The organism is Neobacillus massiliamazoniensis (genome assembly GCF_001048695.1).
GTDB lineage: Bacteria > Bacillota > Bacilli > Bacillales > Cytobacillaceae > Neobacillus > Neobacillus massiliamazoniensis.
Map to the genome: position 1 here is coordinate 238,314 of NZ_CVRB01000002.1, position 16,197 is coordinate 254,510.

Genomic DNA, 16,197 nt, shown 5'->3' on the forward strand with positions numbered 1-16,197 from the left:
ATTGTAGGTGAATAGACCGAACAACAGCAGCCTGTCATCCTTTTAGATGCAGGCTGTTTTTACTTCTTTGATATAATAATTTCTCTACTTTTTGCTTTTTATTCATAACTGATTTTCTCGGACCTTTTTTTATTGGCTGTGTTAAACTAGCCTGTTGATTTCCACTCAAGAAGCGAGCATCCGCGGGCGGTCCGGGGAGCCGGCGCTTAAACGCCTGCGGGGTCTCCCTCCCCTGCCCCGTACTCCCGCAGGACATTGAATTACATCCTTGAATCCGCCCACGCACGAAGGAAATGCGATAGCATTTTCGAGGAGTCGAGCGCCTTCCGCTCCAATCAACATAGTTACAAAATCAACAATGACCTTTACCACAGCCTTGTTATTAAAAATTCCATATCGTTTTATAAGCCGATTTCCAAGCAAAAATAGTGATGACAACGAGCAAGATTAAGTAAACAAACACTCCGTATGGAATAAAGGTGACAGCAAAATGAAGCCCTGCCAAAATGCCTGCCAACAGTATTGCAAAAATCATTTTGATTCCCGAATTCTGCTGAATATCCTCAAACGACTCTGAAAAAGGGAGTGACCCTTTCAGATAGTTCGAGCAAATTACCGTGTATAAAATAGAGGTTACAAACACTACCAAAAGGTCAGGGATGATCTTTATTCCGAAAATAAACATAAAAATGAAGCTTGAGACCAAAAAGACTGGAAAAAAGAGATTAGAAATAAATACCTTTAAAACTGCGCTGTATAATGGTGCTAGGTTCGAAACGGGTGCCGTTTTATACAACCAAGCACCTTTATATTTCCCAGAGTACTTCAACATCGCGACAGCATTAGGAATCATCAAGCAAGACATATAGATCGCTAAATAACTCTTGCCGGAAGCTAATTCAGCATAAGAATAAATTTGAAGTTGATTAAACAGAATCACGAACGGAAGAACTATGGATAGACCTAATGCCGGATATACTTTTAATCGAAACTCTCTTTCGTTTCGCATCATATTATCTGCAAATCGAAAAAATACTCTCTCTTCAGCACTGCTACAAAGAACACCTGCTAACCAATTTTTCCACTTGCGGTCCTTTCGTCTTCTTTCGCCGCTGTTATTCGTTAATTTTTGTAGATTCTTCTCGAAGGATGGCATCATCTTGTTATACACAAAAATAGAAAGAACCGGAATCACTACGGCTAAGATTGAAAAACCGATAAAATAATTACTGAAATGACGGTTTAGGATTAGCTCAAATGGTGCCCCAAACCAAAAAGGTGGAATAAGAAACTGCCACCAGCTTGGTGAAAAGGTAAATTTCAAATTGACTAAGCTAAAAGCCCTACCTAAAACCTGGTACCCAATTGCAATCGAAACAGATAGACCGATTTGAACATAATTTATAATATCCTTAAGCTTTTCACCATCAAAGAAGCGTAAAATAAAATAATAAATGATAGATGTTAACACAACAATGAATAAATTGACTAAAATGAGCCCGATTATAGCAAGTAGAAAGAATATTAATCCATGCCTAGCTGTCCCGATTGCTACTGGCAATGCAGTGATCGAAGCAGTTAGAAAAAATAGATAGATGGATATATGAACCGTTTTTGCTGCATTGATGGTCTTTTTTTCAATGGGTTTCGTCTGGAGAATTCCCTTGTCCCTGACATCGAGGAGAACATTGGAAAAGTCAGAAATCATCGATGTCATGACGAGAAACATGACCATTCCAAAAAAGGCACTCATTTGATATATATAATTTTCTCCAAAGGTGATAAAAGGAATAAATATGATGCTAATTAAAACATACATAAACAGCGACTTGATAAACCCATTTTCTTCTGGCTTATTTTTATTCTTTTTCTTTGCCTGCTGATTAAAGACTGTAGGGGTCCTGCGTCCGTCCATTGTTAATTTAACCGCCAATATTTTTCTCATGGTAGGATAATCGATGCCAAATCGTTCGAAAAGCACGCGAAATAGATCTAATATTTTTAAAGTTCGGAAGTCTTTCACGGTCTACACCTCTTGAACAATGGACACAAATTCCTCGGCCAGCGCTTGATGTTCATTAAAACCAGTAAGCTGATTAAAAATCTGTTCCAGCGTTCCCTCTTTATTTTGCTCCTTTAATTCTTTGAAACTCCCATCTGCAACGATCTTTCCATCATTGATTAATATAATCCGATTACTTATTTTCTCAACTACATCCATGATATGAGAAGAGTAGAAAATCGTTTTTCCATTAGCAGCAAGTATGTCTAGAATTTCTTTAAACACCATTACGCTATTGGCATCAAGCCCACTTAACGGCTCATCCAAAAACAAGAGGTCCGGATTATGTATCAGACTTGAAATAATTAGTACCTTTTGTCGCATCCCTTTTGAGTAAGAGGCGATGCGGGAGTGGTAAACCTCTTCTAAACCAAAGACCTTCATCAATCTTTGTGCTTTTTCATCTGCTTCCATAAAATCCATTCCATATAATTCACCAACAAAGGTTAAGTACTCCCTCGCAGTAAGATTATCATAGAGCTCGGCAATTTCTGGAACATAACCAATTTTCCTCTTATAGTCGATATTCTTGTCAGTGACTTCTTCCCCGAAAATTTCCACCTTGCCGGAATAATCTCCCTCAAGCCCTAACAAAATCTTTATTGTCGTGCTTTTCCCGGCTCCATTTGGTCCAATATAGCCTATAATTTGGCCGCGATGGACCGTTAAATCAATCCCCTTTAAAACCGTTTTTGTTCCATAGTCCTTTTTTAAATCCTTTAAGCATAATACGACTTCTTGGTTCGTTTCGATGTCAATCACCCTCTTTTATTTAACTATTCTAATAGTAACATATTTTTCCTATTTTTCTATAAAAAACAAAAAAGCTGACGAAAGGGATTCCCTAAAGTCAGCTTTTTGTGTCTCTCAACATCTTATATTTGTATTTCAAATCTAATTTTCGTTTTCTATTAAAAAATACTATTTCTCAGGTTTTTTTCTATTTTCGCACGCATACAAACAAAATCAATATCTTGATAATAACTGTTTTTTACAAGAATATTAGGTCCAAGACATAAAACAGCGGGACAGTGGCAGCTTAATTCCTTCGCAATGCTTGAGTCTATCCACTTTTCGTAGGCAGCTGGCAAGGTGGAAGTTTGAATGTTTCCAAGCGGTGGTGTATCACCAAAATCCGTTACAATAATATCTCCATTAAAAATATTAATATTAAGGCGTGAACGGCCATCAGGAGCATTTCTAACCGTTACATTTTTACTCTGGTACATCCTTTTTAATAAATCTAAATCCTCTTGTTTGGAGCTGCATTCATAGAATGGCAAAGTCCCGAACAGCATCCAAACCTTTTCATCTCGGACATCGAGCAAATGATGAATGGCCGCCATTATTTCTTCAAGTGTTAATCCTTCAAGGTTACTGGCAAAATCGCTTGGGTACATCGATTGTAATGAATCTCCTTACGTTTGACAACCAAAAAAACGTTAGTACTTTATAGCACTAACGCTTCCAAAAAAGTGTTTTGATTCAATTTTCCATGTGTTTCAATAACTACAGCATGCTTACATATGATTATATTCTCATCCAGCTGCTGTGGTCTTCCTATAGCTTTAAAAAGTATCCTTTATTATTGTCAATTGTCCAATCTGAGTCCGTGTAACCTGTTATGATGGAGAGCTCCTCATCCGTCTGATTCGCTTCTTTTTAAAGAAACCACTGGCTTTCGCTCTCCACCTCATATTCATTACCATTCATAAAGATTTCTTATCAAGGCTTTTTCGAATTCGTTCAAATTTTACTTCTGTTTCATTTTCCTTGATAGGTCTGAGACCATTGGACGAAGAGTATCTTTCACTACAGGTAATAAGGCCTTTGAAGCAAAAACAAGTGCTGCGCTAATGACAATGCGGTTTAAATTTCTTTCAAGCACGATAGACCCTCCTTTAGGTAAACTATCCCCTCTTTATTATACCTTTTTATTCCTATGCTATTGCCACAGACAGCCGGGTTTTAGGCTCTATTCTGCGAGGCATTGATATCCATAATCTTGAAACAGCTTTAGCAAGCTTAGCTGAAGCGGTTATCACTAACAGAATCGGAGCCCAGTTCCAAAGAGGGATGGAAACAGTTTTAAATATTGCTGCTAACGGTGGAATATAAATGACACCAAACAATGATAACAACGATATTCCAAGTGCTCCAACTAAGAAACGGTCTTTTGTCCAATCATTTATCGATTCCTGAGATCCAGCCTGCCTCCAAGAAAATGTCTGTATCAGCCTTCCTGTTACTAATGTAGCGAATGCAACCGTTTGGGCAGCAGCTAATGACATACCGGCTCTAAGGCCCCAAACGAATAGTCCAAGTGATCCAATCCCTAATATCACACCCCTGGTTATGACTTGCTTATATAGAGCACTATCTAATATCTCTTGTCGTTTTGTTTCCTTTGTTTTATTGCCAGGATTTACCGCAAGAATAATGGCAGGAAGGGCATCCGTAAGCATATTCATCAGCATTATTTGCACAGGAACAATTGGAAGCGGCAGACCTGCCAAAACAGCCGTTGAAGTCACAAGCATTTCCGCCAGATTTCCGCTTAATAAGCAGCCAATCGCTTTTCTAATATTCCCTATGATCGTTCTTCCTTCTTTAACTCCATCTACTATTGACCCAAAATGATCTTCTTTTAGAACCATATCGGCAGTTTCCTTCGTTACCTGGGTACCCGTTTGCCCCATCGCTATGCCGACATCGGCTTTTTTAATGGCTGGAGAATCATTTACCCCATCGCCTGTCATGGCAACGATATGTCCATTTTCCTGAAGAATGGTGACGATACGAAGTTTATGTTCGGGAGTGACTCTGGCATAAATAGCGATTTCATCAATAATATTTTTTAACTCTTGGTCAGAAAGATGATCCAGTTCTTCTCCTGTAATAATTCTCATACCGTTTTCATAAATCCTGACTTGTTTAGCGATTGATAAAGCTGTTAGGGGGTGATCCCCGGTTATCATAACTGGTCTAATACCCAATTCAATAGCTTCACGAATACTTTTTTCAACCTCAGGTTTCGGAGGATCGATCATACCCGCCATTCCTGCATAGATCATTCCTGAATCTGAATGATCTTCACAATTATGACGGGATTTCTTGTCTAATTCCTGATAAGCAACCCCTAAAACCCTTAGTGCCTGGTTCGCAAGGCTGTTATTCTGTTCTATAATTTGCGTTCGAACCTTTTCAGTTAATTGATACTTCTTTCCGTTTTTCAGATAGTATGAACAATTGTTCAAAAGCTTCTCAACAGAACCTTTAGACATGACAAAACATTGCTCTTTGTCATTTTCATGATGGCAAACAATACTCATCTTTCCACTGTTTGAGTCAAACGGGATTTCCTCCAGACGTTTCCATCCAGTATTGTATTTTGTCAATCCGCCATGTTTAGCGGCAAGTGTAAGCAGTGCTCCTTCTGTCGGATCTCCTTTCACATTCCACCGCCCATCCTCTTGAAGCAATTGAGAATTATTACAGAGCACACCAATTTTTATGATCTGTTCCAAGTCCTCAGAGCTTTTATTAGACAAAATGGTTTCGTTTATATCTCCTTCAGGAATATACCCCTCACCGGTTACTGTATAATCATTCCCTACTGTGAGAATGCGTTTAACCGTCATTTCATTCTTCGTTAAAGTTCCTGTTTTGTCCGAACAAATAACCGTTGTTCTTCCCAATGTTTCAAGAGCCGACAGCTTTCGCACTAGCGCCTTTTTCTTTGCCATTCGAAATATTCCAGCTGTCAGGGCAGAGGTAATGGTTATCGGAAGCCCTTCAGGAATAGCCGATGCTGTTAATGCTACAGATGTCGTCACCATCTCAGTTATAGGTACTCCCCTAATGAGCCCGGTCATAAAGACGAGCGCTCCAATGGCAAGGGCACCTTTCATGAATTTTTTACTTATCTTTGTCACTTGCTTTTGTAATGGTGTTGTTTGGTCCTCTTCTACTGTTAAAAGAGATAGAAGATGCCCCATTTCCGTATGTTTACCTGTTTGAACGACAATTGCCCTGCATTTGCCACGGGTAATGTGTGTGCCCATATAAAGCATATTTGTTCGATCTGCAATTGGCACGTTATCTTTTAATGTCGTTTCCTTCTTAATGACAGGAAGTGATTCCCCGGTCAATGCTGATTCATTAGCTTCTAAATTCCAAGCTTGAAGGATGCGAAGATCGGCAGGTACACGATCACCTGCATTTAACTCCACGATATCACCAGGTACTAAATCAAATGCTGCAATCTCCTTTACATCGCCCGCGCGTAAAACATGGCAGTTAGGAGGTACAAATTGACTCATTGTTTCTACTGCCCGATCAGCCTTTCTTTCCTGAATCGTACTGATTCCGGCATTTATCAGGAGAATCGTACCCATAATGATTCCATCAAACAAATGTCCAGTTACCGCACTAAGAATGGCAGTCGCTCCCAACACTTGTGTGGTAAATTCCTTAATCTGGCCAAAATACGTCTTAGTCCAATTAGAACGCACTTTTGGAACAAGCTGGTTTTTCCCGTATAAGGAAACCGCTTCATTTACTTGCCCGGTACTAAGTCCGAGATGGATGTCATTATTAAAATGTCTAATTATCTCATTTGGACTTTTGGTATGCCATTGGATTCCACCATTTGCACCTTGAACTGCAGATTTCCCGATTAGATTAGAGGTACCAAACCTTCGCTCAGTCCATTTTTTTGCTGAGGACATAAATGTCAACGAAAGGGCATCACTTATGAGATTTACTAGTGGTGCAGTAATAACCATCGGAATGGCTATTGTGGATCCAACTAGATTCCATGCTTTCGTTATCCAAATATTTCGTTTTACTATACGATTTAACTCTTTTCCATTTTGCAGGGTTTTTGCGATATTTGTTAACTGCTCAATAGTGCAGTAAGGATAGAATGAAACCACCTTACTATTTTCAGATACATTATTTTTTACAACAACTAGTACTTCTTCACGTTTCCTTATGTTTAGGTCATTTTGTGAAATCAGGCGGATATTGTATTCACTCAAATCTTTTTCCAGCTTATCTAGGTCATTATTTAACTCATTGTTCACAAACGAAACGTTTCCACCTAGAAATGATGTGAAAAGTGGAATACATTCACTGCGAATTGTTCCATCTTTTGTAATAAGGGAAACGTCCTCAAAAATCACATTCTTTGTTTGAGCTAATTGATAGATTGAACCGTTAGTTGGTATTTCTTGCTTATTTTGCCTTGCGACATGTTCCGCCTGTTTCCAAGTGTATTCCGCTGAAACAGTGATAGGGCGTGGATTTGCTGCAAGTAATACAGCCAGAGAAACGATCGGATTACGAGTTACTGCAAGTGCTGCAGCAGCACCGATAAATCCCAGCTTACTTGCTTTTCGGCTGTAAGCTTCAATTTCCTCTGATACATATTCCTGATCTAGTAATTCAGTGTTAACAGTCTTCATTCTTTTCCAGTTTAAGTACTGTATTAAGCTTAATCCTCCTAATACAATTAAATTTTCCCTTATTAGGGCTAACGTGAGAGCACTTGCTGATAATAAAAGATCTGTATTTAATCTTCCATCATTCTTAAGATTCTTTAATCTCCTTTTTATAAAAGGGTAACCTGTTCCAACAGAAAGAATCGCAGAAATCAAAAAAGGAACAGGATGCCTGGCGAGTGCGGACCTTCCAAAAAATAATTGCTTTATACCTAAAATCCCCAGTCCAGTGACTGAAAGGGCTAACGGCAACGGAACTTTATCGTCTGAAGGCGCACGTGCCCGTTGATTATTTGGAAGCGTACTTAAATAAGAGCTGACAATCTTTTCATAGGAAGTTTCATGACAGATTGCTCCGGTAGATATTGTCGCAGCGGCTTCAGAGAAACTTTCTGATTGAGTGATGACTGCGGCAGATTGCAACTCTTCATTAATCCTAAAGCATTGTTTAAAAATCATTTGTTCAAATTGAGAAATGAACAAACACAACTTGTTTAGGGGGAGAGTAGATTCGTCATATTGGATTAGAATTTTTCCCGTAATTACACTTGCTTCTAGTTGAATAATTCCTTCTATAGAGGAAAACGCCTGCTCAAAATGACAGGCAATTTCAGGATTATCTTTTAAACCATAAAGCTCGGTTCGTAATCTCCCTGAAATTACGTGATAAGACCTTTTCTTTAGTTCGAATTCCACTATGTTTACTCCCCTTGGCTACCGTGTCTAATTTTTTCATATCTTTCATTTTTAACTTCAATTGGAAATCTATTCATCAAAAAATAAAAAAAAGGAACATAAATTTGTTCCTTTTTTTACTGATTTAGAATTACTCTGAAAAATTTTGCTGGAGTTTAAGACTTTCATTATGGGCTAAACGATTATTATGTAACATCTGATTATTAAAAATGATATGACCAGCCTGATAGCCAACGGTATTTCCAAGCCAATTTCCAACCATGCTCCCAATTAATGATCCGATAATTGTTCCTGGCCCAGGTAAAATAGATGTCCCTAAAATGGCCCCGTATTCAATTCCTGCCATCAGTCCTAAACTCCCGGTAACATTTTTAGAGGTTTGAATAGCGTACTCCTTTTTACCCAAATGACCGGATGTCATAGCTTGAGTATCTTTTAATTGTGCCAAACCTCCAGAAATAACACCTGCCCAAAGCGGAACTCCATTAAACATAAAAAAACCTCCTTTTCATGTTAATGTAACCGTTTGAACTTAAAATTATGTTCTGCGTTTTAAAAAAATATCTTTAGGTAAGGGAATTTTTTTTCATTATCGGAACAAAATAAAAAGGTTCCTTAAACTCAATATCAAAAAATCAGTGCATATATTGGATAAAATGACACCTTTTTGCATCGATTTATTTACACCCTTTATGTAATTTAAACCAAATTTAAAAAATCCATTTTAATTAGGAGGAATCTAAATGTCTGAACCTCTAAAAAAAAGGACGAGATGGAAATACAGACGTTTATGCAGAATTAGAAAATTATTTTTTAAACTGGGTTAATTTTTTTTAGTGCAGAACCTTCGGTTATGGATCATAACCCAAGGTTCCGCACTTTTTATTGAAAAGAAAAGCTGTCCATTTACAAGTCTACACTTTTTTTTAATTAAAAAATGAAGCATAAGACAAAATAAAGAAAAAATAATATAAAAATACAACTGTTTATTAAAACAAAAATATCTTAAATGAATAATAAGAGGTGAATTAGGATGACATGGATTAATTCCTTTATTATTGCAAATTTAATTGGTATCGGATCCAATCTTGATAATTCAAGTGTAGGTATGGCGTATGGAATTAAGAATATCAAATTTCCTCATCGGGTAAATTTCATTATTAATGTTGTGGGATTAATAATTTCCTTATTAGGGGCATTCATGGGTACATTTATTTCCCGGTACACCTCAAAAAATACTGCACAATTGGTATCTTGTCTCGTATTATGCGGAGTTGGATTATATATTTTATATACGGCCTATTTACAACCTTTCATTTCAAAAGAAACATCTCAACAATTTAAATTAGAAAACCCTGGCTTTAAACAAGGAATACTCCTTGGATTTGGGTTATCATTTTCAAACTTTGCAGGCAGTTTAAGTGCAACTGTTTCCAATTCTGTATCTTTGTGGACAACAGTATTAAGCATTTCTGCGTGGGGCTATTTTATGATTTTATTTGGCAATTATATCGGGATTGGATTTATCTCCAGATTTCTTGGTAAGTACTCTTCCATGGTTTCAGGATTTTTATTAATTGGAGTAGGTCTTCATCAGCTTATATAATCCAGACAAATAATTTTATTTAGGATAAGTCCTGCTTTTAATTATAATATATGTGAGAAGTACGAAAGTATTGTTAAAACAATGTAAAGTTTCTTTCAATCCAATATTTAATAAATAAAAGATCCCTCTTATGAAGATAGTAGAAATATCCTATCTTACATAGGAGGGTTTTTTTTACTTTATAAAAAACTCTGTTAAACTTGGTTGTTGATTTGCGCTCAAGAAGCGAGCATCCGTGGGCGTTCCGGGGAGCCTCTTCGGCGCTTTGGCGCCTGCGGGGTCTCCCCTGCCCCGTACTCCCGCAGGACATTGAATTACATCCTTGAATCCGCCCACGCACGAAGGAAATGCGATAGCATTTTCGAGGAGTCTCGCGCCTTCCGCTCCAATCAACAGTGTTAAAAAAACAACAATGACCTTTAACACATCCTTATAAAAAGAACTAAATTTTCAGCTTCTATATTCATTGCAAGTTGTATATGTTTGTACAAATGAACACAAAATTATTTATGGTAAATTACTTATCTAAAGTTAATTATTATCTGGAGGAAATAAAATGAATTTGATGCAAATTTTATCTCTGGTGGGAATTGATATTTTACTTTCAGGTGATAACGCTGTGGTTATTGCCCTTGCTGCCAGCAGTGTGCCTAAGCACCTGCAAGGGAGAGCCATTTTCGGAGGCATGTTAGGTGCAATTGTTCTTCGAATTTTAGCTGCAGCTGTATTAATTAAGTTCCTGCAGTATTCATTTGTCCAAGCAATCGGCGGATTAATTCTGTTACGGATTGCTTATCATTTAATTGTACAAAAAGATGAAGAACAACAGGATGCTCCAGTGTCAAAACGCATTTGGAGCGCCATCCGGATTATTGCAATTGCTGATTTCACTATGTCTATTGACAACGTTATTGCATTATCAAGTGTTGCAAGAGGAATTTTACCGATATTTATGGGTATTATTGTCTCGATTCCGATCATCATAATAGGAAGTCGTTTTTTTATGATGCTTATGGAGAAATTCCCTGTCATTATTTATGTAGGTTCCGGCTTCTTGGCATTTGCTGCCGGTAAAATGATTATTGAAGATAAAGGATTGACATTTTTAACAAACCAAATTTCGGACTCCTATAATTTTGTGATTCCACTCGTTTTGGCTATTGTCCTACTAGCTGGGGGATTTGTAAAAAATTATATTAAAGAAGTTAAAATTTTCACATAAAAGCCTCTGTGTCACAATCCACAGAGGCTTTTTCAGTTTCATTTTTTACTTTAAAAAATAGAAAGTCTCTTTTGTTTTTTTAAGTCCACCGGATATTGTACTCCTTACTAGGAAATGTTAAAACTTTTTTAGCCTCTCAAACGAGATTAGATTTAACAAATTGATTTTATGCTCTTTTCCAATGGTCCTTACCTTTCCAAAAAAGGTTCCAAGAAATTCTTCCCAAATATAGCCTATTTCCTTTTGAGAGGAGGGATTTCCCTCTATTGTTTGGATGCTGTCACGTATCGCTTGTTCCATATGCGAAAGTGCCTGCTTGAGATGAAGAATGACCTGACTGTCTTCCTGCTGTTCCATGCTGCCCCTCCTCCTTTACTCCGTCCAATTTATTGAAAAATACGATTTTGCTGTTTTGGTTCATGACTTTCACTTTCGATAAATATATCCTTATCAAGGCTTTTTTTCATTCGTTCAAACTTTATCTCTGCCACGATATCCTCGATTCCTTCTTTGGTAATGACAGCGAAATACTTCATTTGCTTCTTTAAATCATGAGCAATCGGGCGGAATGTGTCCTTAATAACCGGGTACAATGCGGTTGTGACAGCTGCTAAAGCTGAACCAACCACTAATCCTTGCAAACTTCTTCGAAACACACGTTAAACCTCCTTAAAAAATGACATTAGTTTATTTCTTGTCATTTAATCCTTTTTTTATACCCCATTTATGCCACAGACATTCCAGGTTTATGAACAACTTGCCGTTGGCGTGAAATCCATAAATTCGATACCGGTTTTGAAAGTATGGCAGAGGAAGCAGAAACTAACAGAATCGGTCCCCAGTTCCAAAGCGGAAGAGCAACAGTCTTAAAGATTCCTGCGAGAGGCGGGATATAAATAACGCCTAACAATGATAACCAAGATATTCCCAAGGCTCCAACCAGGAAGCGATCTTTTTTCAGATCATGAATGGTTTCACCAGACCCAGCTTGCCTCCATGAGAATGTCTGAATCAACTGACCTGCCACAAGCGTTGCAAAGGCAACTGTTTGGGCAGCAGCAAGCGTCATCCCTAATCTTAAACTCCAGACAAATAGTCCAAGTGATCCTGCCCCCAAGATGACACCACGTGTAATTACTTGCTTGTATAACGTGCTATCGATAATTTCCTGCCGTTTCGTTTCTTTCGTTTTCTTCCCAGGATTTACAGCCAAAATCATCGCAGGAAGTGCATCTGTCAGCATGTTCATGAGTAAAATTTGAACCGGTATAATTGGCAGCGGCATTCCAGCCAAGACAGAGGCTGCCGAGACGAGGATTTCTGCCAGGTTTCCGCATAACAGGCAACCAATGGCTTTTCGAATGTTCCCAATGATGGATCGTCCTTCTTTCACACCATCCACAATCGAGCCAAAATGATCCTCTTTTAACACTATGTCGGCTGTTTCTTTTGTTACCTGGGTTCCGGTTTGGCCCATTGCAATTCCTACATCTGCCTTTTTTATGGCTGGGCAATCATTGACACCATCACCGGTCATCGCCACGATGTGCCCCTTTGCCTGAAGTGAGGTCACGATCCGAAGCTTATGTTCCGGTGTCACTCTCGCATAAATCGCGATATCCTCGATAATAGCTTTCAATTCTTCATCCGAGAGTTGATCCAGTTTTTGACCTGTTATCACTTTCTTTTGATCATCATAAATTCCAATTTGCTTCGCGATCGCAAGGGCGGTTAATGGATGATCCCCGGTAATCATGACCGGTTTAATACCCAGTTCGACTGCTTCTCGAATGCTTTTTTCCACTTCCGGTTTTGGCGGGTCAATCATCCCTGCCATTCCAACAAAGACTAAGTTTTTGTCAATACCTTCCATTCCCCCGTCAAATTTACCCAATTCACGGTAGGCAAATCCTAAAACCCTTAAAGCTTCACTTGCAAGAGCATCATTTTTGTCCTTAATTTTCTTACGCATTTTTTCTGTTAATGGATGCAGGTCACCATTTTTTTGATAATGGGTGCAATACTTTAAAAGTTGCTCGACTGAACCTTTCGACATAAGTACACATTGTTCTTCTTGATTTTCTTCGTGACAAACGACACTCATCTTACCAATAGAGGAATCAAACGGAATTTCTCCGGCCCGATTCCAATGCTTGTAATGTTCTTTAAGCACTCCATTTTTTGCTGCAAGGGATAAAAGAGCTCCCTCGGTTGGGTCACCTTTTACACTCCAATTTCCTCCATTCTGATAAAGCTGCGCATCATTACAATGGATAGCGATGTTTAAAAGCTGGGTAACATCTTTATTATTTGGGCCTAAACCGATAATGGCTCCTTCAGGATTATACCCATCGCCTGTTACTTCAAATTCTTGATCCATTGTGACAATCCGCTTCACGGTCATTTCATTCTTTGTCAGAGTACCGGTTTTATCGGAGCAAATGACGGTGGTCCGGCCCAATGTTTCGAGAGCGGACAGCTTGCGCACCAGCGCTTTTTTGTTCGCCATACGGAAAATACCCGCAGTTAGGGCGAAGGTGATCGTGATGGGGAGCCCCTCCGGAATTGCAGAAGTTGTTAAGGCAACTGAGGTAGTCACCATTTCCGTGATCGGAATTCCTCTTATTAATCCGGTTAAAAAGACGATACCGCCAAGCACAAAAGCCATTTTCATAAACCTTTTACTTATTGATGTTACTTGCTTTTGAAGTGGTGTGGTATGATCTTCATCTTCAGACAATAGTGCATATAAATGCCCCATTTCTGTACCTCTGCCGGTTTGAACGACAATCGCCCTGCATTTTCCCCGGGTAATATGAGTGCCCATATAAAGCATGTTCGTCCGATCAGATATTGGTGTCTCCTCATGCATTACAGCTGCTTTCTTCTCAACAGGGAGAGACTCACCTGTCAATGCCGATTCATTTGCTTGTAAGTTCCATGCTTGAAGGATGCGGAGATCCGCTGGAATTCGGTCTCCTGCTTCAAGCTCAACAATGTCTCCGGGAACTAAATCATAGGAAGCAATTTCTTTCAGAGCGCCATCCCGAAGCACACGGCAATTTGGAGGCACAAATTGACTCATCGTCTCTACTGCACGATCGGCTTTTCTTTCCTGGAACGCACCAATCCCGGCATTGAAAAGAAGAATGGAGCCCATGATGATTCCATCAAATAAATGCCCGGTAAACATGCTTAGAAGGGCAGTTGCACCCAGCACTTGTGTCGTGAATTCCTTAAATTGGCCAAAATAGGTCTTCATCCAATGCGAATGTGCTTTTGAACCCAATTGATTTTTCCCATACAAAAGAAGTGCCTGATTTGCTTGCTCCTGGCTCAGGCCATGATGGGCATCCATTTTATAGTGTTTTAAAATGTCTTCCGCGTCTTTTGCATGCCATGGAATACTGCTCCCACCGCCTGCAAAGGCTACCTCCTGCTTTCGCCCACTTGGAGCAAACCTTCTCTCGGCCCATTTTTTTGAACTGGACATAAACATAAGGGAAAGAGCATCACCGATCAAATTGATAAGCGGTGCAGTAATAACCATTGGAATAGCAATCATGGAACCTGCCAAATTCCAAACTCTGGTTATCAACATGTTTCGTTTTATTTTTTTTCTCAAATCCATACTGTTTTCCATTGTATTGGCAATTCTGTTTAATTGGCCAATTGTACAATAGGGATAAAATGAAATCACATTATTCTTTTTCGTCATTTGATCCTTTACGACAACAAGTACTTCTTCGCGCCTTTGAATGTTTAATTCTTGATGCGAAGCTAATTGAACTTCGTACTCCGATAAGTTTTTTTCAAGATTATTAAGGTTAATGTTCAATTCATTGTTAACAACAGCTATTTTCCCATTCGTTAGGTTTGCTAATAATGGGATGCATTCTTTACGGATCGTTCCGTTGGCAACTAAAAGCGATGCATCCTCAAACACTGCACATTTTGTTTGTGCCAATTGATAAACAGAACCATTGATCGGCAGCAATTGCTCGCCTTTTGAAGCAACATGCTCGGCCTGCTTCCATGCATATTCCGTAGATACAGTTATCGGCCGCGGGTTGGCAGCAAGTAAAATCCCTAAAGATACAAGTGGATTACGGGTAACTGCTAACGCAGCCCCAGCACTTATAAAACCTAATTTTGCCGATTGCCGGCTGTAGGCCTCTATTTCTTCTGAAACGAATTCCTGATCCATTAGTTCATTTTTTATGGAGGTTGCTCTTTTCCAATTCAAGTATTGAATCAAGCTCAAGCCGGCCAGAACAATTAGATTTTCTCTGACAAGGGCCAGTGTAAGCGCACTTGCGGACAACAGTAAATCGACATTTAACCTTCGATCTTTTGATAATTTTTTAAGACCCTTTTTAATAAAAGAATAGCCGGTCCCAATTGACAATGCCGCAGCTATATAAAAAGGGACTGGATGTCTTGCGAGAATGGATCTTCCGAAAAATAATTGCTTAATCCCTAATCCTATTAATCCTGTCACCGAAAGAGCAAGAGGCAATGGAACTTTCTCGTCTGAAGGTGCCCTGGCAAACTTGTTCTTTGGTAAATATCTTAAAATGGAACCAACAATACCTTGTGATGTTCCTTGTCCTCTGACGCCTTTCGGAGAAAAATCAATTGTTGCGGCAACCTGTGAAAATGTCTCAGCTGCAGTCTCTTCATCCTTACCCGCTTCATTGAAGCCGTAAAATTGTTTAAAAAGCTTCTTTTCAAATTGGGCAATATGAATACATACTTCTTCAAGAGAAATAACTTTTTCGTTATACAATAAGAGAATTTTCCCTGAAAAAATGTTTGTTTCAACTGCAACAATACCTTTAATGGAAATGAATACCTGCTTAAAATGGAGGGCCGTTTCAGGATTATTTTTTAAGCCATATATCTCTGTCCTCAATCTTCCAGAGATTACATGAAAGGATCTTTTCTTTATATCTAGCTCCATGATGTTTCAGACCTCCTGGATTTTACAATGCACCTTAATGCATATCTTTTATTTTTATCCGAACTGAGGAAACTATTCGTTTTATTTCACATAAAATTAATGCCCTGAGGATATTTTTTGCCTTTTTTGGAAATGATTTAATAA

At 38.7% G+C, this 16,197-nt stretch carries 10 protein-coding genes and 1 pseudogene; 2 read left to right on the top strand and 9 right to left on the bottom strand.

The window, feature by feature from the left end; translation table 11 throughout:
- Window positions 1-382: 382 nt before the first annotated feature.
- From BN1082_RS09140 to BN1082_RS09160, 6 genes and pseudogenes are all read right to left on the bottom strand, one after another.
- A complete protein-coding gene (locus tag BN1082_RS09140) occupies window positions 383-2,023 on the bottom strand; it encodes a hypothetical protein (RefSeq protein WP_090633583.1) in 1,641 nt (546 codons plus the stop codon).
- Between the two features lie 3 nt (window positions 2,024-2,026).
- Complete coding sequence (locus BN1082_RS09145) at window positions 2,027-2,815, bottom strand: ABC transporter ATP-binding protein (protein ID WP_425412146.1); 789 nt, start codon at window positions 2,813-2,815, stop codon at window positions 2,027-2,029.
- A 158-nt stretch (window positions 2,816-2,973) separates the two neighbouring features.
- A pseudogene (locus BN1082_RS09150) lies at window positions 2,974-3,462 on the bottom strand (radical SAM/CxCxxxxC motif protein YfkAB); the annotation flags it as partial.
- A 353-nt stretch (window positions 3,463-3,815) separates the two neighbouring features.
- Window positions 3,816-3,950 (bottom strand): hypothetical protein, encoded by a 135-nt coding sequence (locus BN1082_RS28530; RefSeq protein WP_281177005.1) that lies wholly within the window; start codon window positions 3,948-3,950, stop codon window positions 3,816-3,818.
- Between the two features lie 52 nt (window positions 3,951-4,002).
- Window positions 4,003-8,262: a cation-translocating P-type ATPase gene (locus BN1082_RS09155; protein ID WP_090633587.1), complete on the bottom strand. Its 4,260-nt coding sequence runs from the start codon at window positions 8,260-8,262 to the stop codon at window positions 4,003-4,005.
- A gap of 130 nt (window positions 8,263-8,392) precedes the next feature.
- A complete protein-coding gene (locus BN1082_RS09160; protein ID WP_090633589.1) occupies window positions 8,393-8,755 on the bottom strand; it encodes a glycine zipper domain-containing protein in 363 nt (120 codons plus the stop codon).
- 540 nt (window positions 8,756-9,295) lie between these two features.
- Here BN1082_RS09160 and BN1082_RS09165 point away from each other — a divergent pair.
- Both BN1082_RS09165 and BN1082_RS09175 read left to right on the top strand, forming a co-directional pair.
- Entirely contained in the window at window positions 9,296-9,868 is a 573-nt protein-coding gene (locus BN1082_RS09165; RefSeq protein WP_090633591.1) for a manganese efflux pump MntP, read from the top strand.
- A gap of 556 nt (window positions 9,869-10,424) precedes the next feature.
- Window positions 10,425-11,090 (top strand): YjbE family putative metal transport protein, encoded by a 666-nt coding sequence (locus BN1082_RS09175; protein WP_090633595.1) that lies wholly within the window; start codon window positions 10,425-10,427, stop codon window positions 11,088-11,090.
- Window positions 11,091-11,207: 117 nt separating this feature from the next.
- Here BN1082_RS09175 and BN1082_RS09180 read toward each other — a convergent pair whose 3' ends face one another.
- The 3 genes from BN1082_RS09180 to BN1082_RS09190 all read right to left on the bottom strand — a co-directional run bounded on the left by BN1082_RS09180 (window position 11,208) and on the right by BN1082_RS09190 (window position 16,053).
- Complete coding sequence (locus tag BN1082_RS09180; RefSeq protein ID WP_090633597.1) at window positions 11,208-11,447, bottom strand: hypothetical protein; 240 nt, start codon at window positions 11,445-11,447, stop codon at window positions 11,208-11,210.
- 29 nt (window positions 11,448-11,476) lie between these two features.
- Window positions 11,477-11,746, bottom strand: coding sequence for a hypothetical protein (locus tag BN1082_RS09185; protein ID WP_090633599.1), 270 nt, complete (start codon window positions 11,744-11,746; stop codon window positions 11,477-11,479).
- A 68-nt stretch (window positions 11,747-11,814) separates the two neighbouring features.
- Window positions 11,815-16,053, bottom strand: coding sequence for a cation-translocating P-type ATPase (locus BN1082_RS09190; protein ID WP_090633601.1), 4,239 nt, complete (start codon window positions 16,051-16,053; stop codon window positions 11,815-11,817).
- Window positions 16,054-16,197 lie beyond the last annotated feature (144 nt).